Annotated in this window: 22 protein-coding genes and 2 pseudogenes; 12 read left to right on the top strand and 12 right to left on the bottom strand. The window is 36.4% G+C overall.

Going from position 1 to position 24656, the window contains the following annotated elements; genetic code table 11:
* Positions 1-524: 524 nt before the first annotated feature.
* The 9 genes and pseudogenes from pbpC to F6K23_RS12875 form a co-directional block, all read right to left on the bottom strand.
* A complete protein-coding gene (gene pbpC / locus F6K23_RS12915) occupies positions 525-3008 on the bottom strand; it encodes a penicillin-binding protein 1C (protein ID WP_293155629.1) in 2484 nt (827 codons plus the stop codon).
* A gap of 223 nt (positions 3009-3231) precedes the next feature.
* On the bottom strand, positions 3232-3573 hold the full coding sequence (locus tag F6K23_RS12910; RefSeq protein ID WP_293155627.1) for a DUF5615 family PIN-like protein: 342 nt from the start codon (positions 3571-3573) through the stop codon (positions 3232-3234).
* Positions 3574-3649: 76 nt separating this feature from the next.
* The gene (locus tag F6K23_RS12905; protein WP_293155624.1) at positions 3650-3976 is read right to left on the bottom strand and encodes a DUF433 domain-containing protein; all 327 of its coding nucleotides are present in this window, start codon (positions 3974-3976) and stop codon (positions 3650-3652) included.
* 76 nt (positions 3977-4052) lie between these two features.
* A complete protein-coding gene (locus tag F6K23_RS12900) occupies positions 4053-4628 on the bottom strand; it encodes a Uma2 family endonuclease (protein WP_293155621.1) in 576 nt (191 codons plus the stop codon).
* A gap of 356 nt (positions 4629-4984) precedes the next feature.
* Positions 4985-5218, bottom strand: coding sequence for a hypothetical protein (locus tag F6K23_RS12895; RefSeq protein ID WP_293155618.1), 234 nt, complete (start codon positions 5216-5218; stop codon positions 4985-4987).
* 644 nt (positions 5219-5862) lie between these two features.
* Complete coding sequence (locus F6K23_RS12890; RefSeq protein WP_293155615.1) at positions 5863-6009, bottom strand: hypothetical protein; 147 nt, start codon at positions 6007-6009, stop codon at positions 5863-5865.
* A complete protein-coding gene (locus F6K23_RS12885; RefSeq protein ID WP_293155612.1) occupies positions 6010-6195 on the bottom strand; it encodes a hypothetical protein in 186 nt (61 codons plus the stop codon).
* Positions 6196-6201: 6 nt separating this feature from the next.
* Positions 6202-6675: pseudogene (locus tag F6K23_RS12880) on the bottom strand (type II toxin-antitoxin system VapC family toxin).
* A 217-nt stretch (positions 6676-6892) separates the two neighbouring features.
* On the bottom strand, positions 6893-7087 hold the full coding sequence (locus tag F6K23_RS12875) for a hypothetical protein (RefSeq protein ID WP_293155609.1): 195 nt from the start codon (positions 7085-7087) through the stop codon (positions 6893-6895).
* Positions 7088-7177: 90 nt separating this feature from the next.
* Here F6K23_RS12875 and F6K23_RS12870 point away from each other — a divergent pair, with 90 nt between their 5' ends.
* Entirely contained in the window at positions 7178-7327 is a 150-nt protein-coding gene (locus F6K23_RS12870) for a type II toxin-antitoxin system Phd/YefM family antitoxin (protein WP_293155606.1), read from the top strand.
* Positions 7328-7545: 218 nt separating this feature from the next.
* Here the strand turns inward: F6K23_RS12870 and F6K23_RS12865 are convergent, their stop codons facing one another.
* A complete protein-coding gene (locus F6K23_RS12865; protein ID WP_293155603.1) occupies positions 7546-7743 on the bottom strand; it encodes a hypothetical protein in 198 nt (65 codons plus the stop codon).
* A gap of 269 nt (positions 7744-8012) precedes the next feature.
* Here F6K23_RS12865 and F6K23_RS12860 point away from each other — a divergent pair, with 269 nt between their 5' ends.
* The gene (locus F6K23_RS12860; protein ID WP_293155600.1) at positions 8013-9362 is read left to right on the top strand and encodes an ABC transporter substrate-binding protein; all 1350 of its coding nucleotides are present in this window, start codon (positions 8013-8015) and stop codon (positions 9360-9362) included.
* A 202-nt stretch (positions 9363-9564) separates the two neighbouring features.
* On the top strand, positions 9565-10464 hold the full coding sequence (locus F6K23_RS12855; protein ID WP_293155597.1) for a carbohydrate ABC transporter permease: 900 nt from the start codon (positions 9565-9567) through the stop codon (positions 10462-10464).
* A 1251-nt stretch (positions 10465-11715) separates the two neighbouring features.
* Here the strand turns inward: F6K23_RS12855 and speA are convergent.
* Positions 11716-13785, bottom strand: a complete 2070-nt coding sequence (speA, locus tag F6K23_RS12850) for a biosynthetic arginine decarboxylase (protein ID WP_293155594.1) — start codon at positions 13783-13785, stop codon at positions 11716-11718.
* Positions 13786-13983: 198 nt separating this feature from the next.
* Between speA and F6K23_RS12845 the strand changes: the two are divergent.
* The 6 genes and pseudogenes from F6K23_RS12845 to F6K23_RS12820 all read left to right on the top strand — a co-directional run bounded on the left by F6K23_RS12845 (position 13984) and on the right by F6K23_RS12820 (position 20039).
* A pseudogene (locus F6K23_RS12845) lies at positions 13984-14696 on the top strand (IS1 family transposase).
* 908 nt (positions 14697-15604) lie between these two features.
* Positions 15605-16054 carry a nucleoside-diphosphate kinase gene (gene ndk, locus F6K23_RS12840; RefSeq protein ID WP_293155591.1) on the top strand — a complete coding sequence of 150 codons (450 nt, stop codon included), beginning with the start codon at positions 15605-15607 and terminating at the stop codon, positions 16052-16054.
* 995 nt (positions 16055-17049) lie between these two features.
* Positions 17050-17145: a photosystem I reaction center subunit XII gene (gene psaM, locus F6K23_RS12835; RefSeq protein ID WP_071525264.1), complete on the top strand. Its 96-nt coding sequence runs from the start codon at positions 17050-17052 to the stop codon at positions 17143-17145.
* Between the two features lie 526 nt (positions 17146-17671).
* Entirely contained in the window at positions 17672-17797 is a 126-nt protein-coding gene (locus F6K23_RS41765; RefSeq protein WP_367267698.1) for a hypothetical protein, read from the top strand.
* Between the two features lie 314 nt (positions 17798-18111).
* Positions 18112-18528 carry a hypothetical protein gene (locus tag F6K23_RS12825; RefSeq protein WP_293155588.1) on the top strand — a complete coding sequence of 139 codons (417 nt, stop codon included), beginning with the start codon at positions 18112-18114 and terminating at the stop codon, positions 18526-18528.
* 245 nt (positions 18529-18773) lie between these two features.
* Positions 18774-20039: a transposase gene (locus tag F6K23_RS12820; protein WP_293155585.1), complete on the top strand. Its 1266-nt coding sequence runs from the start codon at positions 18774-18776 to the stop codon at positions 20037-20039.
* A 534-nt stretch (positions 20040-20573) separates the two neighbouring features.
* Here F6K23_RS12820 and ctpA read toward each other — a convergent pair.
* On the bottom strand, positions 20574-21812 hold the full coding sequence (gene ctpA / locus F6K23_RS12815) for a carboxyl-terminal processing protease CtpA (RefSeq protein WP_293155582.1): 1239 nt from the start codon (positions 21810-21812) through the stop codon (positions 20574-20576).
* Between the two features lie 237 nt (positions 21813-22049).
* Between ctpA and F6K23_RS12810 the strand changes: the two genes are divergently transcribed.
* The 3 genes from F6K23_RS12810 to petD all read left to right on the top strand — a co-directional run bounded on the left by F6K23_RS12810 (position 22050) and on the right by petD (position 24522).
* On the top strand, positions 22050-22232 hold the full coding sequence (locus tag F6K23_RS12810) for a hypothetical protein (protein WP_293155579.1): 183 nt from the start codon (positions 22050-22052) through the stop codon (positions 22230-22232).
* Positions 22233-23012: 780 nt separating this feature from the next.
* Positions 23013-23681, top strand: a complete 669-nt coding sequence (petB, locus tag F6K23_RS12805; RefSeq protein ID WP_202223005.1) for a cytochrome b6 — start codon at positions 23013-23015, stop codon at positions 23679-23681.
* 358 nt (positions 23682-24039) lie between these two features.
* Positions 24040-24522 carry a cytochrome b6-f complex subunit IV gene (gene petD, locus F6K23_RS12800; RefSeq protein WP_124145046.1) on the top strand — a complete coding sequence of 161 codons (483 nt, stop codon included), beginning with the start codon at positions 24040-24042 and terminating at the stop codon, positions 24520-24522.
* Positions 24523-24656 lie beyond the last annotated feature (134 nt).

The raw sequence follows: 24656 nt of genomic DNA, 5'->3' as shown, positions 1-24656 counted from the left end.
TGCTTTACTGTCTCATATACTATTATGTATAAGAAGTAAAAATGCTTTATTCATCTAGGATAAAAGATTAATATTATGTTGTTTATTCTGTGGAATGCGTAGAACAATTATAATTAGGCTTGTAGTTGGGCTTTAGCCCTGACAATACTGATACTAAATCTCAGGTTCGTAGTTGGGCTTTAGCCCTGACAATACTGATACTAAATCTCAGGTTCGTAGTTGGGCTTTAGCCCTGACAATACTGATACTAAATCTCAGGTTCGTAGTTGGGCTAAAGCCCTGACAATACTTATACTAAATCTCAAAAAGTTTGCTATATATCTTTGTAATGGGTAGATAGGGATTAGTGAGATGGTAATCAAACATAGCATTACTATTCAGAAGTGGTATTAGTATTAGGGCTAAAGCCCAACTACAAACAAACACTCCCCTGGAGGGGGCACATAATATAAATTTAGAGTCGTAATAGTAGTTGCTATATTATTAATTAGTGGTAAAAAATCTCTCCCTATCTTCCCTACTCCCTACTCCCTATTCCCTTCTTCAAAAGATGCACGAATAGAAAACCCATTATAAGGAGACTTATTCGGCAATTTAACTTCAAAATTCACTCGGTCTATAATATCTCCTGAACGTACTTCTAAAGTCCATTTACCGGGAGATAATTTCCAAAATAAAGAATTATCAGAATTAACAGCTAATTTCTCTCCATTCAACCACCATTCCACAGAATTTTCCCGTGAGTTTGCCAACTTAAATTTTAATTTTTTCTCTCCTCCAACATCATCCATTAAAAAATAATCATCTTCTTGAGGAAACAAAATTTTTAATTCACCAGAAACCAAACTAGATTGACTCTGTTTTGCCAACCATTCATTATATTCATCAGACAAATTTACCACCGAATAATGATCAGATAAATGCTCATATTCTGCCAATTTTTCTGGATAAAAATACTCCGTTATTACCGACGGACAATCAGATTTCGGACGCAACCCAGAAATTGTACAAACTGGGCGTTGAACCATATTTTTGGGCGGTGGAAAAGCAGTCGGTTCCATCTTCTCGTGCAAATGTAACATAATCCTATTCCATAAAGGCGCAGCACCCATCACTCCCGATATTTGCACCATAGATTCCCCACTAAAATTACCCACCCAAACCGCCACAGTATAATCATTAGTAAAACCAACTGTCCAAGTATCACGAAAATCTGAGGAAGTACCAGTTTTTACTGCTGCTGGAAATGGCAAATTTAAAGCCGAATTAACTCCAAATTCTGCTGCTCTTGCATGAGTATCGCTTAACATATTTGCAATTAACATCCATTCAGATTTTGCTTTAGGTAGTGGAGGTAGATTTTTGTTTTTTGCCTGTAAATAATCTTCTCTCATTCTATCTTGAAAAAAAGTTATTTTTTCCAAATAATTCTGCCTTTCCCCCCTTTCAAAGGGAGTTAGGGGGGATTCTTTCTGCCTTCTTCCTTCTGCTTCCCACCTTTCCCTTGTAACAACAGGAATAATTTCTCCTTGTCTTGCCATAATTAAATAAGCTTTTGCTAACTCCCATAAACTAACTTCTCCGCTTCCTAAACTTAAACCTAAACCATAATGTTCTGGTGAGGCTTGTAAATGTTTAAAACCTAATTGATGTAGACGGTTTAAAAATTGCTCTACTCCCACTTTTTCTAATACTCTTACTGCTGGAATATTCAGAGAATTTGCTAAAGCAACCCTGACAATAACAGGTCCTAAAAATCTATCTTGATTATAGTTAGTAGGGCTATAAAGTTTGGCTCCAGGAATTGCATAATATGTCGGTACATCTGGCAAAATAGTATTCGGGTTAATTACTTGATTTTCTAATGCTAATTGATATAAAAAAGGCTTTAAAGTTGAACCTGGTTGACGTAGTGCTTGTACTCCATCATTACTACCCATTTTTTGAGTATTAAAATAATCTGGAGAACCGACATAAGCTAATACTTCTCCAGTCTGATTATTAATTACAATAGCAGCAGCATGATGCACATTATAAGGGGTAAGATTTTGAATTATTTGTTGGATTTGGGTAGTAACAAATTGTTGTAAAGGTCGGTCAATAGTAGTACGAATAACTGTAGGAGTAGTTGTTGTAGATAAGTTTTGATTTATGGCAGTGGATTGATTTTGAGATAACCAAAATAGAAAATGTGGTGCAGCAATAATACCTTGATTTTTTGGTTGTAGAGTTATTTTTTCCGCAAGTACTTTTTCAGCTTCAGCACTGGTAATATAATTGTCTTCAACCATGCGTTTAAGAACGTATATTTGGCGTTTTTTGAGGAGACTCCAATTATAGTAAGGGTTGAGGTCAGTGGGGTCGTTTGGCAAGGCCGCGAGAATAGTTGCTTGGGCGAGGTTGAGGTCGGTAGCTGAGATGCCAAAATAAGCGCGGGATGCTGCTTCTACACCATAGATATTTCCTCCCATGGGTAAACGGTTGATATATGCTTGCAGGATTTGACTTTTGTTCATACCTGCTGTGATGCGCCAAGATAGCCAAATTTCACGAATTTTATTGCCGAAGGTGCGGGGTGTGGGTTCCAACATTCGGGCAAGTTGCATGGTGATAGTGGAAGCTCCACTAACTATTTGTTTTGCTTGGATAGCTTCCAGGAGCGATCGCCCTATTGCTTTGATGTCTAGAGCGCCATGTTGATAATATCTTTTGTCTTCTGCTGCGATGATGGCGTTGATAAATAGAGGTGAAATTTGTTCTAGGGGGACGACTACTGTATTTTCTTGGTCGCGGGTAAGAATAGTTCCGAGTGGCAAACCGTTGCGGTCTATAAATTCTAGGGTTTGCTGGTTTTGAACTATGTCTTGAGGGCGAATGGGGGCAAACATAGGGAGCGCTCTGACACTCAAGCACAATAGTACAAAACCAAGAATCAATTTAGACCTTGGTTTGGTTTGCTGCCATTTTTGTCTAATATTTTTTGATATGTGTTTCGTAATTTTTATCATAACAAATTTTATTATCAGAGCTTTTCAAATAATAGACCTCTGGTGCTAAAGAGCAACTATAAACCTCTTGAGCGATCGCCATACTTATACTAATTCACTTTAAAGATGTCACAAATAGTTTCCAACTTTAAATGTGAAATAATTGGCTGAAATTATTGTATAGTAAAAGTTTTGAGCTGATAAAATCTTACTTTTGACTTTTGACTTTTGATTTTTGACTTCGTTAATGCTGTGGAAGTTTAACTCGAATCAATTGATCTGTTAATGTTTCTTGAGTAGAAATTGCATCATTAATTCTGTTAGCCATTCTTTCTCTGTCAAAATCATCTTTGCAAGCAATAATACCTCCATGATTTGATAATGTACGATGCAGTCGAAAAAAATCAATTTTATTTAAAGTTAAAACTGCACGTTCGTTTTGAGTAGCAAAAGCTAGTACCTCTAGATCGGGAATCTTTTGATTAGCTAATCCTGCTTCTTGTACTGTTAGAACATCATGACCAAAAGTTCTGAGCAATTCTACAACTCGTCTAGGAAACTGTTCGTCAGCATAGAGACGTACCACAGGTTAAATCTCCTTTCTTGAATATCTGTGTTACAAGTGTACTCAGTTTTCCATTTATTTAGAGACGTACCACAAGTTAGATCTCCTCATTTTCTTGAATAGCTAACTCAATATCCTGAGAATATATCTGAGCATAAGTCCAAGCATTAACTAGATCCGCTGCTTGGAGACTGGGATAGTCTTGCAGCAATTCCGACTCACTCACACCCAAATGACGAGCATTAACTAATACCCAAACAGAAATGCGAGTACCAGCAATACAGGCGTTACCACCACAAACACCGGGAGTTTTTTCAATACCAGACCAAGTATTAGCCAAACTTTGAGTTAAAAGTTGAATAGCTTGAAATTTTTCTGCTGGAGTTAGTGCCAAAAGTTGGGGTTCTAAATCTTTTAATTTCATAGTTGACTCTTGAGTATCTATTATAATTGGCAAGTTTTTTATCAAAGTTTTGATGTAGTAGAATCAGAAACAAAATCTACAGAGTTTCTCCAAAAGTGACATCTTCATACAAACTATCAATGCTAGTCCGAAAGTTAATACTTGCCAGGTGAATTTCGCTGCCTTGAGTATAAGTGTGCAATACCCAAAGACCTTCAGCATTGCGACGAAAGCATTCTAAACGTTGGCGTTTTTGGTTAATTAAAACGTATTCTTGCAAAGTTGGTAACTGCTGATAGTTGGCAAATTTATCACCGCGATCGAATGCTTCAGTGCTTTCGGATAAAACTTCCACTATTAAACAAGGATATTTTTTATGATTTGGCAAAGCTTTATCTCTGGCGTCGCAAGTTACCATAACATCAGGATAATAGAATGTATTGGTAGTTTCTATATGAGCTTTCATATCTGACATATAGACACGACAACCACTGCCTCGCAGATAATTTCTTAACAGTGCAAATAAGTTTCCAGCAATTGTCACATGGGCATCACTAGCACCTGCCATTGCGTATACTTGTCCATCAATATATTCGTGTTTGACGGGACTGAGTTCTTCTTCTGTGAGATATTCTTCAGAAGGAATGTAATTCGTGTTTTGGTTAGCAATCATAGTTTGGGAGATAGAGGTATTATATAGATATCTGAACTTTGGGATGATTTGAGAGAATAATTTTACTCAGTATTCATATTTTTAATATAATTTCTCAACCATTCATTGACTAAAATTTGTACGTCAATTTTTTTATGTTCAGCAATTTTAGTGATAAATTGTTCGACATCTGGTTCGAGATAAATGGAGTAATGAAACTTCGCATTGGAATGGTAAAACTTGCCTTGTTATGCTTGAGAAAAGTTATACTCTGATTTCATAATTGCCTCTTTTGATAAACTTGAATTTCAGTTAAATTAAGATATGTCTATTGATTTTGTTCATCCATAATTATTCGCATTCTAATAATAACTTAATTAAACAATAGCTAAAACAGCATCTTGAACAACTTTGGGCAATTCAATTATTACAAAATAATCGGCAGGTTCAAGATAATCTTCTCCACTTTCATCAACTATTCTTAAATCACCATCTTTTATGGCCTCTTCATCAGTTAAAGCCACATAAATTTTATATAATTCCAAAGAAGCAGGATAATCTTTATTTTTAATACAAACTGCAAATTGAGCTTCATATTTCAGATTATTCATATCCCTATTCCCTCTTTTCTCATGTTAAAATTAGAATATAAAATCATTATCGCTGTGAAAGTATGAAACATCTGGACATAGACAAAATCAATATCGATCTAACAGGAATTATTAACTAAATTGCTGCTAACCAGTCTGAAGTTGTCATTACCCGCCAAGGTTTGCCAGTTGCTCGTATTGTTCCTTATACTATTTCTAACCAATCTACAAAAAATTATCCATTACGAGGAATGCCAATCAAAATTGCTGCTGATTTTGATGAACCGATGTCTGAACTTTAGGATGATTTGGAAGAATGATTTTATTCAGTAGTCATATTTTTAATATGATTTCTCAACCATTCATTGACTAAAATTTGTACGTCAATTTTTCTCTGTTCAGCAATTTTAGTGATAAATTGTTCGACATCTGGTTCGAGATAAATTGAGTAATGAAACTTTGCATCGGGATGGTAAAACTTGCCTTGTCATCCTTGGGAAAAATCGTATTCTGATTTCATAATTGCCTCTGTTGATAAACTTGAATTTCAGTTAAAGTAGCTTGAAAAGCTCAAATAGTCCGAATTAGAAAAATTATTCAATTAGATTAATATATGCTTGTTTATTTTGTTCATCCATATTATTCACTTCCTAATAAGAACTTAATCAAACAATAGCCCAAACATAATCTTGAACAACTTTGGGCAATTCAATTATTACAAAATAATCGGCAGGATAAAGATAATCTTCTCCACTTTCATCAACTATTCTTAAATCACCATCTTTTGTTGCTTCTTCATCAGTTAAAACCACTTAAGTTTCAACTAAAGACTTGTTTTCTTGGCGAGTAGGTTTGATTGGAGTCGAAATAATTTGTCTGCCACTAGCAGCTTGTTTTTTTTCTAAATCTTTAACCATAGCGTGTAAATTATAATTAAAGGATTTAGCATATTCTTCTCGGTATTTATAAATTTCTGCTAATACTTCATCATGCCACATATTTATTTAATCTCCTATTAGCTCCAAAGGTGTACAAATAGTTGGTAAAGGATATCCAAATTCTAGACTAATTTGTCCTAATTTTTTCTGAATCTGGGCGTTAGCAATGTGCTTACAATTCCATGTTAACAGGTAATCTAAACCATAGAATGTAGCCAGGGCAATATGTAATGCATCATTAGCAGCTTTAGGGGGTAAGTTGCTTAGAGTCAAAAATTTTTTGGCTAAGTTTTCTACCGTTAAATTTAATCCAAGTAAGGGAAAATCTTGCAAAATCTCCAGTCATTTAGTAGCTATTTCGGTATCTCCTTCAGCTACTTCATCTAAAACTACCTGAGAGATGTAAAGTGTGAACTGACTCCGGCATTTTTCCCACCAATCCATAGTAATTTGTCGATTAGCCATCAGGATTAAGTTATTACTCGATCTGAGAGTTAGATAGCCAATTATACTGGTTTCGATATATACAGTTTCAGTCACAAATTTTGTTCATCCATAATTCTTCACTTTCTAATAATAACTTAATCAAACAATAGCTAAAACAGCATTTTGAACAATTTTTGGCAATTCAATTATTACAAAATAATCGGCAGGATAAAGATAATCGGCGTTGCTGAATTGAAGTATGAATGCGTGATTGTTTGGTTCTGCTCCACGCCCCCGCGCATCCCCCACGCATTGGGGGACTTTTAGAGTTTTATCCCCCCCCAAATTGGGGGGCTAGGGGGGCTTGTATCATACCCAGAATCAGCAACGCCAGATAATCTTCTCCACTTTCATCAACTATTCTTAAATCACCATCTTTTGTTGCTTCTTCATCAGTTAAAACCACATAAATTTTATGTAATTCCAAATAAACAGGATCATCTTTAATTTTTAATACAAACTGCAAATTGGGCTTCATATTTCAGATTATTCATATTCCTATTCCCTCTTTTCTCATGTTAAAATTAGAATATAAAATCATTATCGCTGTGAAAGTATGAAACATCTGGACATAGACGAAACCAATATCGATCTAACAGTAATTATTAACGAAATTGCTGCTAACCAGTCTGAAGTTGTCATTACCCGCCAAGGTTTGCCAGTTGCTCGTATTGTTCCTTATACTATTTCTAATCCATCTAAGTAGGTAGGCGCGAATAAACGTCACTATGTAATGAAATGTTAAAGTAGTTGAAACCCTTGAGATTGCTTCCTTCCGCTCCGCTCCAGTCGCAATGACGTACTTGTAAATTTTTTCACCTACTTACTTACAAAAAATTATCCATTACGAAAAATGCCAATCAAAATTGCTGCTGATTTTGATGAACCGATGTCTGAACTTTGGGATGCTTTGGAAAAATAATTTTACTCAGTAGTCATATTTTTAATATGATTTCTCAACCATTCATTGACTAAAACTTGTACGTTAATTTTTCTCTGTTCAGCAATTTTAGTGATAAATTGTTCGACATCTGGTTCGAGATAAATGGAGTAATTAAACTTAGCATCGGGATGGTAAAACTTGCCTTGTTGTGCTTGGGAAAAATCGTATTCTGATTTCATAATTGCCTCTGTTGATAAACTTTAACTGAAATAGCTTTACGAGCTGAAATAATCCGAATTAGATAGGAGGATTTATTGATTTCTTTCTTAGAGGATATCTGAAAAGTTTTTTGATACTGAATTTTGCCCCCCGAGCAAGCCAATTCTGGGGGGAACAAGAGTCAATTTGCTTTTAAAAGTCCCCCAAAATTGGGGGATTTAGGGGGCGTGGATGATGAAAGTTATTCAATTAGATGAAGCCATTGTTTATTCTTAAATCTACCAAAATAATGAAACATACTAAATTTTTCAACCCTACTCTAGAAAAACTCAAACCAAAAATTCATGGCTGGTTAAAATCACTAAGAATTAGACTGAAAAAACAATTCCAAATAAGCATCTTAATTGTAGCAACTTTCCTGGGTATTTTATATAGCTCAATTTCACCTGCACTGACCCAAGGAAAACCTGTAACTATCCAAGTATTAATGTCAGCTATTACAGCTACTCAATTAGAACCAATTCAAACAGACTTTAACAAAACTCACCCAAATATTAACTTAGAAATTGTCAAAGCTCCTAACGATACTAATTTAGTAGAAGACCTTTATACATCCTCTTTTTTATTAGGAGATTCTCCCTATGACCTAGCTTATATGGATACAGTTTGGGTGCCAAAATTTGCTGCTGCTAATTGGTTACAAGACCTTTCAGAAAAAATTGATAAAGAACAATTAAAAGAAACATATTTGTCAGGAGATATAGAAGGAGGAACTTACAAAAATAAACTTTATTGGCTACCATTAATCTCCAATGGAGGTATGCTTTATTATCGAACAGACTTATTAAAAAAAGGTGGATTTGAACCTCCCAATACTTTTGAGGAACTAATCAAAATATCACAAGAATTACAACAGCAAGGATTAGTTGAATGGGGATATCTTTGGCAAGGTAAACAATATGAAGGTTTATCGGCAATGTTTATCGAAATTCTCAAAGGTTATGGAGGTTTTTGGGTAAATTCAGAAACAAATGAAGTGGGTTTAGACCGACCAGAAGCGATAGAAGCAGTAGACTTTTTACGCACAACTATTACCGCAGGAATTTCTCCTCCTGGAGTAACTACTTATGCAGAAGAAGAAACCCGTCGTTTATTCCAAAGTGGTAAGACAGTTTTTCTGCGCAATTGGCCTTATGTATATCCATTAGCATCAAAATCAGAAATAGCTGGAAATTTTGCTATTAAACCAATGGTTCATGCTTCAGGAAAGGAAAGTGGAGCTTGTTCGGGTGGATGGGGGTTAGGAATAGTTAAAAGTACAAAAAATCCAGAGGAAGCATGGGAAGTTATTCAATACTTCAACAAACCAGAAGTTCAACGTAAGTTTATTTTAGAAACAGGTCTTGTTCCTGCCAGAAAATCACTTTTTAAAGACAATATTCTAGTAGCAGAATTTCCTTACTTACCAAACTTATTTCCAGTAGTTGAAAATTCTGTATTACGTCCTCCCATTGCTCAATATGCTCAAGCTTCAGATATTTTACAACGTTATCTTAGTTCTGCTCTGACTGGTTCCCGTACTCCAGAATTAGCAATGAAAGCTGCAGCAGCAGAAACTCGTGCTTTATTGGGAACTTGAAAAAGGTATTAGGTTGTAGGTGTTATATCATGTCCGCTTGAATAGTTATAATTAAAGCTCGTAGTTGGGCTTTAGCCCATGAAATATCTATCTTGGGGCTAAAGCCCAACTACAAACAAAAATTTTTTGATCGTTAATTATCCGGACATGATATTAGCTGTTAGGTTGTAGGTTCCATTAACTGAAATTACCACCTAGATTAATGACAATAAACACAATTGAAAAAAGAGAAAAATTAACAGGATGGCTCTTGATTTTACCAGCTATTCTAATATTACTATTCGTATTTGTTTATCCCATTGGCAGAGCTTTTTGGCTAAGTCTATTTACAGAAAATTTAGGTACTGAATTAAAGCCTATTTTTTCCTGCTTAACAAACTACAGTCGAATGTTAAATGATGGTCGTTTTTGGCAAAGTTTATGGAACACTACTATATTTACAACCATCTCCATTTTTCTAGAATTAATATTAGGAATGAGTATCGCTCTTATCTTAGATAAATCATTTCGAGGACGAGGTTTTGTTCGTACTGTTAGTCTCATTCCTTGGTCATTACCAACTGCAGTTATGGGGTTAGCTTGGGCATGGATTTTTAATGACCAATTTGGTATAGTTAACGATATACTTCTCCGTTTAGGATTAATTCAAACTAATATTACTTGGTTAGGCGATCCATTCAGAGCAATGCTAGCAATTATTATTGCTGATGTTTGGAAAACAACACCTTTTATAGCCATAATTTTATTAGCAGGATTACAATCTATTTCTTCTGATTTATATGAAGCTCATGCTATTGATGGTGCTAACTCCATTCAAAGTTTTCGACAAATTACAATCCCATTATTAATCCCACAAATAGTAATTGCTTTGTTATTCAGATTTGCTCAAGCATTTGGTACTTTTGACTTAGTACAAGTAATGACTGGAGGTGGACCTGCTGGAAAAACAGAAACAGTTTCTATCTATATATATGCCACTATTAGACGTTATTTAGACTTTGGTTATGGAGCTTCTTTAGTCGTAGTAACATTTCTGTTGTTAATTTTTACCGTGGCGATCGCTAGTTACTTTCTATCAAAGTCCAGAGTTAATATTAAATAGCTTTTTATCATCAGCATTTTCCTATGAAATACTTCTCAAATAGCTATGGGTAAATTTTATTTATTTAGGGGGTATAAACTTAAGCTTCGAGATAATTAATGATATAGATAGTTAGAAAATTTTTCCTGACTGAATGCTATGCAAATAGCAATTGATACAGTCAGTTTACCTTAAATTATCCAGAATCTCGCCTCTCATAATAATTCCTAAAAATAACGGGATAGTTATTTAAGACTTCAGCTATGAAGCAATAATCATGGTTCATTGATTATCAAGTGAAGAGATATTATTAGTTATTTATCTACTCCCTGACTCCTTATCCCTAATCCCTAATTTCAGCCTTCAATTTCAAAGGAAATTTCAACTTACCTTAAATTATCCAGAATCTCGCCTCTCATAATAATTCCTAAAAATAACGGGATAGTTATTTAAGACTTCAGCTATGAAGCAATAATCATGGTTCATTGATTATCAAGTGAAGAGATATTATTAGTGATTTATCTACTCCCTGACTTCTCATCCCTAATCCCTAATTTCAGCTTTCAATTTCAAAGGAAATTTCAACTGCTCTTCAATTATCCAGAATCTTGCCTCTCATCACAATTTGGAGGGCTCGCGTGGTTGCACTCCCCTTGTTCGCGCAGCGTTGCGGCAGCAAAACAGAAAGCCCGCGTCCGTGAGGTGGGGAAGCCTACATCATAATCTTTGATTTGATGTAGGAGAACGTCACAAGTGCCCTGATTTTAGTCTAAAACCCTCAAAAAGTTAGCATAAAAGACAAACTAAGGACAGAAAAATTGAGGGGCAAAACTTAGCTCCTACCTCCTCGCTCATTCCCATTTCTCCTGTCTCCTGTATCCTGTTTCCTACCCCTGCCAAAAGACTTTCCATACGCAAACCCTATTTATCCATAAAGTTGCACTTAATATCAAGATGAAAATAGTCAGTTTCCTTATTGTTTTTTAACTCCTTTCAGTAGCCTTTCTTATTCCCATCGTTTCTTAGATTAAATAGGGCTTGCTGATTAATTCTCAAAGTATTTACAGATAAAGGCTTTAGCATTTTTGGGTTGAAATAAGTACCAGCTTTTCGGTGGCAAGAGCTGCATAAAGCTAGTATTTTGGGATGATTATGGCAGAAAAATTGAGGGACAATTTTTCCGACTACCTCCTCTATAATTCCCATTTCTCCTGTCTCCTGTCTCCTGTCTCCTGTTTTCTACTCTCGCCCATAAGACTTTTTCAGCAAACCCTAGATTAAATAAGTGTAACTGCTGAGACTATTCTCATAATTTTGTAGGAGCATTCTTGACTCTTTAATAGTAATTTTCTCTTCTTGTAAAGCTTGCTCTGTTTGACGACGAATACTTTCTACTAAACCATCAGAATTATACTGAACATAATTTAATACTTCTGTCATTGTGTCACCTTTAACAACGTGTTCGATTTTGTAACCTGAAGGGGTTAATTTAATATGCAAAACATTAACATCACCAAATAGGTTATGTAGATTACCCATTATTTCTTGATAAGCACCTCCAAGAAACATTGCTAGATAGTAAGGTTGAAAATTAGAAGCATTTTCTTTTGGGGAATTTTCTAATGTTTGATTGGCGAAATCTTCAGAATATTTCTCGCTAACTTGAATTTGAAGAGGATGTAATTCTAATAATGACTTGACATCTCGTAGATCGATAAATTGCTCAATTTTTCCATCACTATCGCAGGTAAGGTCAGCTAATATAGCCCTTTCTGTAGGTTCTTCATTTAATCTATGAATAGGCATAATTGGAAATAATTGATTAATCGCCCAACTATCAGGAGCAGATTGAAAAACAGAAAGATTAATGTAATAAATAGATGCCATGATTTTCTCTAGTTCTTCTAAATCATCTGGAATATATTCAGAACCTTTTAATATGTCTTGAATTTTCCGAAAACATCCCCAATAAAGTTGTTCTACTTTGGCGCGATCGCTAATACTCAGATATCCAAAATTAAATAGACTTATAGATTCTTCTTTGAATTGAATTGCGTCGTGATATGCTTCCTGGTAATTATTTTTGTTAATAGATTGATAAGTTTCGTAGAGGTTTTGTAGAATTAAATGCTCGTCTTTTCCCACAATTTCAGGTTCTTCTTTTGGAACTTGACTAACTCCTAAAACATCAAAAATAAGAACTGATTGATGAGATGCAACAGCTCTGCCACTTTCACTAACTAATATTGGTGGTAATATATTTTTCTCTTCACAAGCTTCTTTTACTTCTGCCACAATATCATTAGCATAGTTCTGCATATCATAGTTTTTGGAAGCATAAAACTTACTTTTCGACCCATCATAATCAACAGCTAAACCACCACCGACATCTAAGTATTTCATATTAGCTCCTAGTTGAGCTAATTCTACATAAATTTGACTTGCTTCTCTAATAGCATCCTTAATTACACTAATTGAAGAAATTTGAGAACCGATATGAAAATGTAAGAGCTGCAAAGAATCTAAAATATCTGCATTTTTTAACTGATTAACAACTTGAATTATTTCTGGAATACCAAGACCAAATTTAGCGCGATCGCCTGTAGTTCCTGCCCAACGACCGATACCTTTAGTGCTGAGTTTTACTCGAACTCCTACTACTGGTTTAATATTCAGTTTTCGACTAGCTTCTATTACTAACTGTACTTCTTCTACCTGTTCAATTACAATTATTGTTTTCTTTCCTAACCTTTGAGCCAACATTGCTGTCTCAATATATTCCTGGTCTTTATAACCATTACAAATTATCAGTGAATCAGGAGTATTTAAAGTCGCGATCGCAATTAACAATTCAGGTTTTGAACCTGCTTCTAAACCAAATTTATGAGGCTTACCAAATTTAACTATTTCCTCTACTAATTGACGATTTTGATTACATTTTACTGGAAATACACCACGATATATATTTTTATATTTATAACGAGCGATCGCCTTAGAAAAACAAGCATTTAACCGCTCAATTCTATCTTCAAGAATATCTGAAAATCTAATAATTAAAGGTAATCCTATATTTCTTTGTTTAATAGATTCAATCAGTTCAAATAGGTCTATTGAACCTCCTAGATCGCCTTTAGGAGAAACTGTAATATGACCAGCAGAATTAATTGAGAAATAGGGATTACCCCATCCTTGAATTCTATATAATTTCTCACTATCTTCAATAGTCCATACTTTTTTTTGTTGAGAGTTTATCCGCTCGATTTCTGCTTTAGAAGTATTAGTTAATGATGTGTTATTTGAAATATCAGAAGTATTTTGATTTATAGTTGACTGTAAATCCATGAAGTGTTTTACTTTTAATATACTAAGATTGGAATAATTGTAACTTAATTACTGGTAAATTCGGATAATTAAGCATTAGCGCTAGATATAGTAGTAAAAAACTATAGCACTATACTATATGTAGTGTTTTATCCATAATTGTGCCCGGTAGTGCTCAATATGTAATGATAAACGAGTAAAAGTTACTGTTGTCGCTCTATGCCTACCTGTCCAAAGTGTGCATCTTCAAAAACTGTCAAAAATGGCCATATTCATAATGGTAAGCAGCGGTTTTTGTGCTGCGAATGTGGACGACAATTTGTGGAAAACCCTACCCAAAAGCTGATTGACCAAGCTACTCGCGAGCTGATTGACCGATTGTTATTAGAAAGGATTTCACTGGCTGGCATTGCACGGGAGTGTCCAAGTTTCGGAGCAATGGCTACAAGCTTATGTCAACCAGAAATATGCACAAGTACCAAGAACCCTACAGGTTCAACCAAAAAAAAAAGGGGAAGCTCACAATTCAATGTGATGAATTATGGTCATTTGTGGACAACAAGGGCAATAAGCAGTGGATCTGGTTAGCCATGGAAGTAGAAGCTCGTGAAATTATAGGTGTTTATATCGGCTCGCGAGATGAACAAGCAGCTAGACATTTATGGCAGTCCTTACCAGGGGTTTATCGTCAATGTGCGATCGCATATACTGATTTTTGGTCTGCATACAGTGCTGTTTTACCCAGTAAACGACATCATACAGTGGGAAAAGAAACAGGGATGACTTCTTACATTGAACGATTCAATAATACCTTAAGACAAAGGGTATCCAGGTTAGTGCGAAAAACTTTGTCCTTCTCTAAATCTATAGAAAATCACATTGGGGCTATTTGGTATTTTATCCATCACTATAATCAATCATTACTTGTTTAGCACTACCTTGTGCCCTACTCAAGAATTAAATCATCTATCTTACCCAAAAGCTTTGTAAATTTTTTTCCGCACAAACAAATATTCAGGGGAGAACATCATTACTGGTAAACTGAGGTAATTAAGTATTAGCGCTAGATATAGTAGCTAAAAACTATAGCACTATACTATAAGTAGTGTTTTATCCATAATTGTCCCCCAATCAAGAATTAAATCATCTATCTTACCGAAAAAGCTTTTTCAACAATTAATAATGAATAATGAATAATGAATAATTACCTCTCCTTAAAAGAAGAGGATTGACAAATTCATGAAAATTTTTCTTTATTATCCCCTTAAAAGGGGAGGCGCATACCCACAATTTTTCGGTAAATTTTTTGCCACTTGACATCATCCCGACGCTTCACGCAAGTGCAGCGCGGGATTCCTAACCATCGCGCTATTAGGCTTTTCTGCTTCAATGCACCAGCCTCCAAGGTCGATCATCTTTTCGGTCTTACAGTCGCTCCACAGACTGACACTGCTAGCCCAGCAGCCATATTTAAGTATAACACACTATTGAAAAAACCGCAAAATTGATTGGTTTTTCCTGCGGAATGCTGCGCAAACAGGCCCTAGCTCCCCTTCGGGAGAGCGCGGGTCAAGGGCCAACGTTGAGATAAATATTTAGGGCAGAGTGTCATTACTGGTAAATTCGGATAATTAAGTATTAAAACTATATATAGTAGCTCAAAACTATAGCACTATACTATATGTAGTGTTTCATCCATAATTGTGCCCTACTCAAGAATTAAATCATCTATCTTAACCCAAAAGCTTTGTAAATTTTTTGCCACGCAAATATTTAGGGCAGAGTGTCAAATCAGGTTAATCTGTATTGTGTATTCAGAAAATTTTTGAGGAGTATCAGTTTGGAACGCACCTTCATAGCAATTAAACCCGATGGAGTCCAAAGAGGACTTGTCGCCGAGATTATTGGTCGCTTTGAAAAAAAAGGTTTTACTCTAGTAGGTCTGAAAATGATGATGGTCAGTCGTGAACTAGCTGAACAGCATTATGATGTTCACCGGGAAAAACCGTTTTTTAATGGATTAGTAGAATTTATTATCTCTAGCCCAATAGTAGCAATGGTTTGGGAAGGTGAAGGAGTTGTTGCGTCTGCGAGAAAAATTATTGGGGCAACTAATCCTCTAAACTCTGAGCCTGGTACAATTAGGGGTGATTATGGAATTAGTATTGGCCGTAACTTGATACATGGCTCTGACGCAATTGAGACTGCTCAAAGGGAAATTAGTCTCTGGTTTAAAGAGGAAGAATTAGCCACATGGGAGCCAAGTCTAACTAAGTGGATTGTTGAATAAATAGAATAGAGAAGATTTTTCTTATCTAGAATTTTTGTTAGTTAGCTCTCTAAATCAGGGAGCTAATTCTGTCAAAACTATATTTAAATCCCACTTATTCCTTCTTCCTTCTAATATATTTGTTTAATTTAGCAGGAATATTTGTTTGTTTGAAAAAATATCTATCCTGTATAAATATAGCAATACTTAAAAGAGCGATTATTAACTATTCTGAGGAAACTATTATTTGGTTGATAACTCTCACTAATATAGCAACCTTAAATAACCTTTGAATAAACGTTAGTCAGAAAAAATATATCTATATATCTATTCTGAATAAACTATTATTTGCTTGATAACTCTCACTAATATAGCAACCTTAAATAACCTTTGAATAAACGTTAGTCAGAAGTCTGAGAAAATATATCTCAATAGTCAAGCAAAATTAATTGTAAATTTGATACTCAGATTCAATAGGTAGGAAAAATTATTTTTATTATTCCCTACTCCTTACTTAAGAACGTTAAATTAATTTTGCATAGATACTTACAACTTAGCCTACTTTTCCTTATATAACCTAAGAATCATTTAGATTTCCTGTTCCCTGTTCCTTTTGACAAAAGTTAGATATATGGTTTAAATGCAAAACAGCTAATACCGATACTGTTAATAGGGAGTTTGGTAGTTCTGTATTGTAATGGCAAATGAGGGCTGAAACACCAACTATACTTAACTATCAATACCGATGACCAATTATCACTTACCGAATATTCACAGCAGTTTAACTAATTCTATATTCTGGAAAATTATTTTTTTGTAAACTTCTGTTGACTTATATTAAGAATTTTACGAGATGTTTAAGACAAGAGCAAACCCCACAGCTAAATATATCAAACAGGTAGTGTAGAAGAAGAAGAAAAATTAGTATTTGTTTCAAGTTGTGAATTTGCCAATTACGGGTAAAATATGGAAAATTAACTGCAAAATACAAATACAAACATTAGGAGTTTTGAACTATGCCTCTATCTGATACTCAAGTATTAGTTGCTCTAGTAATTGCTCTCATCCCAGGAATCTTAGCATTCCGACTCTCAACAGAGCTGTACAAGTAAAATCTCAGTCAATTATCAAAATTTAAATCTGTCCTCACAGTTGCTTCTCAAGATACAGTAGAATTTTTGCTTTTTAGCTAAATCATCGAGAAGCCTCGCGCCATAATCTCTGATTTGGCGCGAGATGAATCGGTAGTACATTAATGGGGTTCAATGCCCCATTAATGTACAAATATTGCTTTTTGCTCAAGACTAAAAAGTTGATGTTATCATAACAATGCTCGAACTAATGTTTGCTGAAGTTATTGCCCACGTAGACGCGGAGCGGCGTGCCGGAGGCAAACTTAAACATTAAAGGGCAAGCATTGACCCGTTTGAGTAAATCAATTAATGATGCGATTTGGGGGACAATTTCTAACTATTTTGACTGTCAAAGCTGTTAGCGCAGCTCCTCCGCAGGAGGCAAATGCTGGAGGTGAAAACCATAGCAGTGAATCCTCAAAATACCAGACAAGATTGCTCGAATTGCGGTGAAAAAGTTCCGAAAGAATGATCTCAAAGAACTCATTCTTGCCCACACTGCGGTATCTTCATAGACCGCGACTTGAATGTGGCAATAAATATAAAAAATAGGACGGCGGGGCATCCCGTCCTTAAAGCACCCGCTTGTCCGATGCAGTGGCAGGACTGCGAAATGAGAAGCCCACACTAAGCTGACGCTATAGTGTGGGAGTATTTCACCAAAACTAAAGTATGATTGAGAAGTTAGTATATAAAAACTGTAGGGGCAGATTTTTTCTGGAATAAGAATCTTCAAACAATGTCTTTGCTGTGAAAACCAAAGGTTATTTCAGTTATCAGTTATCAGTACCTCTGCAATAAGGAGGTTTGACCTTGGCGAATATTCTCTTTTTTTATCCCCTTAAAAGGGGAGGCTTTAGATCGCAATTTTTCGGTAAACTCCATTGATAGATTAATATCTAAATAGAAAAATCTTCTAATTGATGAAGCTAACCTAAAAAAATTATGCAAGCTACTAAACCTGTAACATTTTCACCAGTTTCTCACAACAGTCCTACTCAAGTAAAACCTCGAATATTTTCAAAAAAGATCAAGTCTACCTATTTAGGAATAACAATTGAAACCACAGTCAAATTATTTACTAATATTGTAATTTCTGTTTGTGTAACATCAGCTTTCTTAAAGCTGTGGCCTCATTACCAATCTATTCAAGAAAAGCTACAAGTTATTGAATCTGAAATTGAAGCCACAACAGAAAGACTTAATCAAGAAAAAGCAGACTTTAGTCGTTATTTCGATCCTAGTCAAGCCAAAAGCATTATGCAAGAACAAAGCAACCGAGTAGACCCTCATCAAATACCGATAATTTGGCTAGAAGATAATGGTATTAAACCAAATTCAGCATCTAATTCCTCTCCATAATTATCTTGGGGTGGAGAAATAATACAGCGGATTCCAGGTTTATGAGGTACAGTTGCACTAAATTTTTAAGTAGTTTTTGAAGTATAGAATAAAGTTTTCATTCTTATTAATCAAATCTACCAAGAAAAAACAAAGATGAGAGCCACGTCGATTTATCACGTGGATGAAAAACGACTGGTGGGGTTTTAACCCCACTCAGCACAGATGGTTGCGTTATATCTAGAGAACGGCACAAGAGTTTGTAGATGCTTAATCTGACTTACGAATTTAAACTTAAACCCACTCCACAACAGGCTCAAGAAATTGAGCGCATTCTGGAAGTATGCCGTCGTGTCTGGAATTACGCTCTAGCCGAACGCAAAGATTGGATTCGCTCTCGTAAGTCGCCGATTAACGCTTGTTCCCTATTTGCTGAGTACATCATTCCAGCAGACCAACCCTATCCCAATTATGCCCGACAATCTCAAGCTCTCACGAAAGCCAAAAAAGATTATCCTGAACTGAAAACTGTTAATGCTCAGGCTTTACAGCAAGTCTTAAAAACCTTAGAGACAGCCTTTGTCGATATGAAACGCAAAGGGATGGGTTTCCCTCGGTTTAAGAAAGCGCGACGAATGCGCTCATTTGTGTTCCCACAAATGCTAAAAAACTGCGTTCAGGGAATTTATTTGAAACTCCCTCAATTGGGGCGAATCGAATATATTAAATCAAGGGAAATTCCTGAAGGGTTTAGGGTTAAACTTGCCCGAATCATCCGAAAAGCCGGTGGTTACTTTGTCGCTCTCTGTTTAGAGTGTGATGTGGATGTTCCCGATGTCCCCCCTCATGGTTATCCCATTGGAATTGATTTGGGACTCGATAAATTCCTAGCCACATCAGAGGGAGAATTAATTAAACGACCCAGATTCTTTAACAGTTTGCACCGCCAGATGAAATTACTGCAACGCAGACTCAAGAAGAAACAGATTGGGTCAAATAACTGGCAAAAGTTAAGCAAGATTATTGCTCGTTTACACGAAACTATTGCCAATACTCGAAAAGACTTCCATTTTAAGTTAGCCCATCATTTATGCGACCAAGCAGGAATGATTTTTGTTGAAGACCTTAATTTTCAGGCATGGGCCAAAGGAATGTGGGGAAAACATACCTTAGATGCAGGTTTCGGTCAGTTTGTCACCATCCTGCAATGGGTTTGTTGGAAGCGAGGAGTCTATTTCGGGAAGGTCAATAAAGATTATACTTCTCAAATTTGTCCCAATTGCAATGCTCATACAGGGAAGAAAAAACTCAGCTTTAGAGTTCATTCTTGTCCTGAATGTGGTTATACAATTCATCGAGACGTAGCCTCCGCGCTGATTGTGAGAAATAGAGGGGTGTCTGAGGTGGGGCGCATCTTGGACGTTAAAGAAGTTGCCTGGGGAGGCGATCTGACGGGGACCCGAAACGGTCTAGTTAAGAGCCTAAGAAACAGGAAAAAGGGTGGAGAAGCGTGGATTTATCCCGCTTCGTAACATCCGCCTGAGAATCCCCGTGCATTTATGCCGGGGAGTACGTCAAAAATGTAGTCGGAATAGGAAGGTCTACTGTTATATATTGTAAATTTGAATGCTCGAAATTAATGTTCGGTTTCTCATGACAAACTACAACAACTTTGAAATTAGGATTAGTTGAATTACAAATTTATCTAGCAGTTCTTTCAAATAGTTGAGATACCTGTTCCCAAGATTTTGATATTTGAGCACTTTTGAGTGGAACTACAAATCCTAACATTAATAATTAATCTCCTATTTCATCGTTCACGTTTTCTATAGCAATCCTATTTAGGTTGTAATGTTTTGGTGGCACTCAGGAGTCAGGAGTCAGAATTTTCAAGGTTTTTAGCTCAAATTAACTATTATTAAAACTGTCACGACCAATTTAGGATTGCTATATAGATAATCAAACATACCAATTCTAGATGGACAATAAATAGAATTAATATTAAAGTTAGTAAAATTATTTATGACGCACTACGATCCTTAAAATAAACTTAATCCCTGAGTTAATTAGGCTGCATTTGCTAATGCAATTTCAGATGTCAAAAGTTCCACTGCAGCTTGATATTGTTTGTCAGCTTCTGTCGTAATTTCGTAAGGCAAAATGGGGTCTTGTTCCACCACAATATCAGGCATAATTCCTTGTTTATTGATATCTGTATGGTTTGGTGTTTCATACTTGGCCACCGTCACTGCCAATCCCGAACCATCAGACAAATCAAACAAAGACTGAATTAACCCTTTGCCAAAAGTTCTTTCACCTACTAACAAAGCACGACCATTATCCTGAAGAGCACCTGCAAGAATTTCACTAGCACTAGCAGTTCCCTGATTAGTTAATACCACTAATGGAGAACCAGTTATAGCTAGTCCCTCAGCAGAAAAACTACCAAGAAATCTTTGTCTGTTGACCGTGTAAACAATAGTACCTTCATCCAACCATAGACGAGCAATTTCTATGCCAGCTTGTAATAGTCCACCTGGATTATTTCGTAAATCAAGCACATAACCAATAACCCCCTGCTGCTCAAAACTTTCTACTGCCTGGCTGACTTCTGTCGCAGCATTAGCATTAAATTGACTCAGACGAATATAACCAATTTTTCCTGTTTCAGAGCCAGTCTTTAATTCAGCATAGACCGGGTTAATTTCAATAGTATCCCTAATTAGGGTGATTTCTTCAGGTTTGTCTTCGTTTTCTGTCAAAATTGTTAGTACCACAGAAGAGCCAACTGGACCTCGCATTCTATTTGCAGCTTCATCCAAAGTAAATTCTGAAGTTGGTTGGCCATCAATTTTGAGGACGCGATCGCGAGGTTGAATACCAGCAGCTTCAGCAGGAGAACCCTCCAGGGGAGATATGACTATTAATTCTCCTGTTTGAGGGTCCAAAGCAATTTGTAAACCCACTCCTGTTAATTCTCCAGAGGTATTAACCTGCAAATTATTGTATTGTTCTGGTTTGAGAAGTCTGGTGAAAGGGTCTTCCAGACTGGCCAACATTTCCTGAATGGCATTATAAGTATCGTCTCTGTTCTCCAGAGGTTTCTTAATCAATTTTTGACGTACAAACCACCAATTCTGATGATTGAAAGAATCATCAACATAAGCCAAGTTAACTATTCGCCAAGCTTCGCCTAATAAACTCTGTTCCTCTGTCAATGCTGATGCAGATGATGTCCAAAATCCAAAACTCAGAATCACTGGTAATATTAAGAGAAATATAACTCGGATAAATCTTTTTTTCATAAATACAACACTTCTTGCCTTATAGGATGATTGGGTAAAATTTATAGTCTAAATGAAAAATACTTAAGATTTCAAACTTCATAAAAGCTGACCGAACTTTTTGGGTCACAAGTCTCCCTCTTCGTAGCTATGCTTGATCAACATCTTTTTTAACATAAAACTTGACAAAATAGATAAGTTATGTTAATAACTTAAGCAGTGATTTCTTGAGTAAAATGTATTTAAGAGTACATTTTTGTGAAAATTCAAGTAATTTTGCCTAGCTATTATCAAAATAATATGAGTCGCGCAACCCCGCCTTTTAAGGCGAAATATTTTTGGATAGTTGCTCAAATCCCCTACTTCCCCTCCACTGTGGGGGGAGGGGCTAGGGGTGGGTTAACTTCTGTACGTCGCCAATCCGACGGCTCCCCTATCTGACTTCTGACTTCTGACGCGCGTTAAGACTCTTTCTCCCTTCTCTACTGCTCCCTCTCTTGGTGCGCGTACCCTCTCTTGGTAAGCATTCCCTTGCGTCTGACGCCGATGCGGGATCTGACCGCTTGCGTCTGATGCCGACACGGGGTCGCACTGCTGCTCACCTGCTCCCCAAAAGGTTTTCAGAAGTTCCTTCTCCGGGATAGCTCTTCTAGGGGGACTTTTGTGTGATAATGAAAGTGGTTTAAATCCCCACCTAAGCTTGCAGCGATATACACTCATTATGAGTTGCAACCGGGACTGAGCCAGCAATAGGGAAACGACGGAAGGGCAATGGTAAAATCCAACCTGGAAGCAAAACAAGCATTGTTTGTGTTTTTTGCCTAAACGATATATATAGTCGCGGGAGGGCATTCCGAGACTTAAAATGGACAGGGAGTGCGTGTAAGACCTCTGATGAGGCGGTGTGTGTAGAGCTGTCAACCCCGTTCAGCGACCATCCCTCAAAAGGTGGCGTGGTGAGGAATCACCTTTCTTATAGGAAGGTGAGGATGTCAAACCTGGATGAAATTTATCCACAAGTTATGTTACATTTTTTAACTGAAGGGTAGACAAGAGGGAATATTTATTTCTTAAAGTTAAGTTAGACTTGGCTTTGAATTCCTTTGCCAGTTGTTATGATATTTTGTATTGCTGGTCAAAAGTTTGAGGTAAGTATATCTTCCTAACTACCCCAAAACATCGATTAAAAAACAGCAATATTCATCTAGGATTTTTGGCTTCATGTTCACAAAACAGGTAACTGATTCAGCAACTTATAAGTGGTTCGATGAGCGCTTAGAAATTCAAGCGATATCTGACGATATTTCTAGCAAATATGTTCCACCCCATGTAAATATTTTTTACTGCTTGGGTGGTATTACTTTGGTTTGCTTCCTCATCCAGTTTGCTACTGGGTTTGCTATGACTTTCTACTACAAGCCAACAGTAACAGAAGCACTGGCATCAGTTCAATATATTATGACTGAGGTTAACTTCGGTTGGCTAATTCGTTCTATCCATCGTTGGTCCGCCAGTATGATGGTGCTGATGATGATTCTTCATGTTTTCCGAGTTTATCTCACAGGCGGTTTCAAGAAACCCCGCGAACTGACTTGGGTAACAGGTGTAGTTATGGCTGTAATTACCGTGAGTTTTGGTGTTACAGGTTATTCTCTACCTTGGGACCAAATTGGTTATTGGGCTGTAAAAATTGTTTCTGGTGTACCTGATGCCATTCCATTTGTTGGTCCATTCATTGTAGAACTAATGCGTGGTAGTACAAGTGTTGGTCAAGCAACTTTAACTCGCTTCTACAGTCTTCATACTTTTGTACTACCTTGGTTAATTGCAGTATTTATGCTACTGCATTTCTTGATGATTCGTAAGCAAGGCATCTCGGGACCTTTGTAAGTTAAGCTATCTAAGATGGAGCGAGAGGACTCTCGGTGTAATCTACGATTTACTGGGAGATGAATCTTAACCAATACTGACCTTGATTTGCAGCAGCAAAAGTAATTCGTCATCGAGCTATCACTGCGGTCGGGCAGGTCGTGGTTCAACAAATTGACTGTGTAGGCGTACTGTTGGGGGCTAGAAACAGCCTAGATAAGTGCCACTCAAGCAGTAAACCTAAATCGTGAGGTTTGGGAATCTCTTGTTATAATCTCTGATTTAACGAGGGAGGATGTCAAAATATGTGATTTAGTGGTGAGAGTGTTAAAAATAATCAAATACTAGCTCTCGGTGATTACGGAGAAAAAAAAAGATTATGTCCACTTTAAAAAAGCCGGATCTAAGCGATCCTCAATTAAGAGCTAAGTTGGCTAAAGGTATGGGTCACAATTATTATGGTGAACCTGCTTGGCCTAATGACTTACTCTATATATTTCCAGTAGTAATTGTTGGTACTTTTGCTTTGTGTGTAGGTTTAGCCGTATTAGACCCTGCTATGGTTGGTGAACCAGCAGACCCATTTGCTACACCTCTAGAAATTCTGCCTGAATGGTATTTCTGGCCAGTGTTTCAAATTCTGCGTACTGTACCTAATAAGTTGTTGGGTATTGTAGCAATGGCTTCTATTCCTCTGGGATTAATGTTGGTTCCTTTCATTGAAAGTGTGAACAAGTTCCAAAACCCTTTCCGTCGTCCAGTAGCTACTGCTGTGTTCCTGTTTGGTACAGCAGTAACTCTGTGGTTGGGTATTGGTGCTACTTTACCAATTGAGAAATCTTTGACTTTTGGTCTATTCTAAGACTTTAGATATCTAAGTTTTAAGAGTTGGATATCTAAAATATTTACAAAAAAAATGGGTTTAAATCTCCGCCCTAGAAGGGCGGATTTTTTCTGTGTTCAAGTGGCGGATAATGGCGTTGGTGAATATAGAAT

The sequence above is a fragment of the Okeania sp. SIO2C9 genome, from assembly GCF_010672455.1.
Taxonomy (GTDB): Bacteria; Cyanobacteriota; Cyanobacteriia; order Cyanobacteriales; family Microcoleaceae; genus Okeania.
The sequence above is the reverse complement of the archived record's forward strand: the minus strand, read 5'-3'. Positions and strand labels throughout refer to the sequence as shown.

Excerpts from the sequence above, each read along its gene's own strand:
- pbpC (WP_293155629.1), bottom strand. The coding sequence starts at position 3,008 with ATGATAAAAATTACGAAACACATATCAAAAAATATTAGACAAAAATGG.
- F6K23_RS12905 (WP_293155624.1), bottom strand. The coding sequence starts at position 3,976 with ATGAAATTAAAAGATTTAGAACCCCAACTTTTGGCACTAACTCCAGCA.
- F6K23_RS12900 (WP_293155621.1), bottom strand. The coding sequence starts at position 4,628 with ATGATTGCTAACCAAAACACGAATTACATTCCTTCTGAAGAATATCTC.
- F6K23_RS12895 (WP_293155618.1), bottom strand. The coding sequence starts at position 5,218 with ATGAATAATCTGAAATATGAAGCTCAATTTGCAGTTTGTATTAAAAAT.
- F6K23_RS12885 (WP_293155612.1), bottom strand. The coding sequence starts at position 6,195 with ATGTGGCATGATGAAGTATTAGCAGAAATTTATAAATACCGAGAAGAA.
- F6K23_RS12870 (WP_293155606.1), top strand. The coding sequence starts at position 7,178 with ATGAAACATCTGGACATAGACGAAACCAATATCGATCTAACAGTAATT.
- F6K23_RS12865 (WP_293155603.1), bottom strand. The coding sequence starts at position 7,743 with ATGAAATCAGAATACGATTTTTCCCAAGCACAACAAGGCAAGTTTTAC.
- F6K23_RS12860 (WP_293155600.1), top strand. The coding sequence starts at position 8,013 with ATGAAACATACTAAATTTTTCAACCCTACTCTAGAAAAACTCAAACCA.
- F6K23_RS12855 (WP_293155597.1), top strand. The coding sequence starts at position 9,565 with ATGACAATAAACACAATTGAAAAAAGAGAAAAATTAACAGGATGGCTC.
- speA (WP_293155594.1), bottom strand. The coding sequence starts at position 13,785 with ATGGATTTACAGTCAACTATAAATCAAAATACTTCTGATATTTCAAAT.
- psaM (WP_071525264.1), top strand. The coding sequence starts at position 17,050 with ATGCCTCTATCTGATACTCAAGTATTAGTTGCTCTAGTAATTGCTCTC.
- F6K23_RS12825 (WP_293155588.1), top strand. The coding sequence starts at position 18,112 with ATGCAAGCTACTAAACCTGTAACATTTTCACCAGTTTCTCACAACAGT.
- F6K23_RS12820 (WP_293155585.1), top strand. The coding sequence starts at position 18,774 with ATGCTTAATCTGACTTACGAATTTAAACTTAAACCCACTCCACAACAG.
- ctpA (WP_293155582.1), bottom strand. The coding sequence starts at position 21,812 with ATGAAAAAAAGATTTATCCGAGTTATATTTCTCTTAATATTACCAGTG.
- petB (WP_202223005.1), top strand. The coding sequence starts at position 23,013 with ATGTTCACAAAACAGGTAACTGATTCAGCAACTTATAAGTGGTTCGAT.
- petD (WP_124145046.1), top strand. The coding sequence starts at position 24,040 with ATGTCCACTTTAAAAAAGCCGGATCTAAGCGATCCTCAATTAAGAGCT.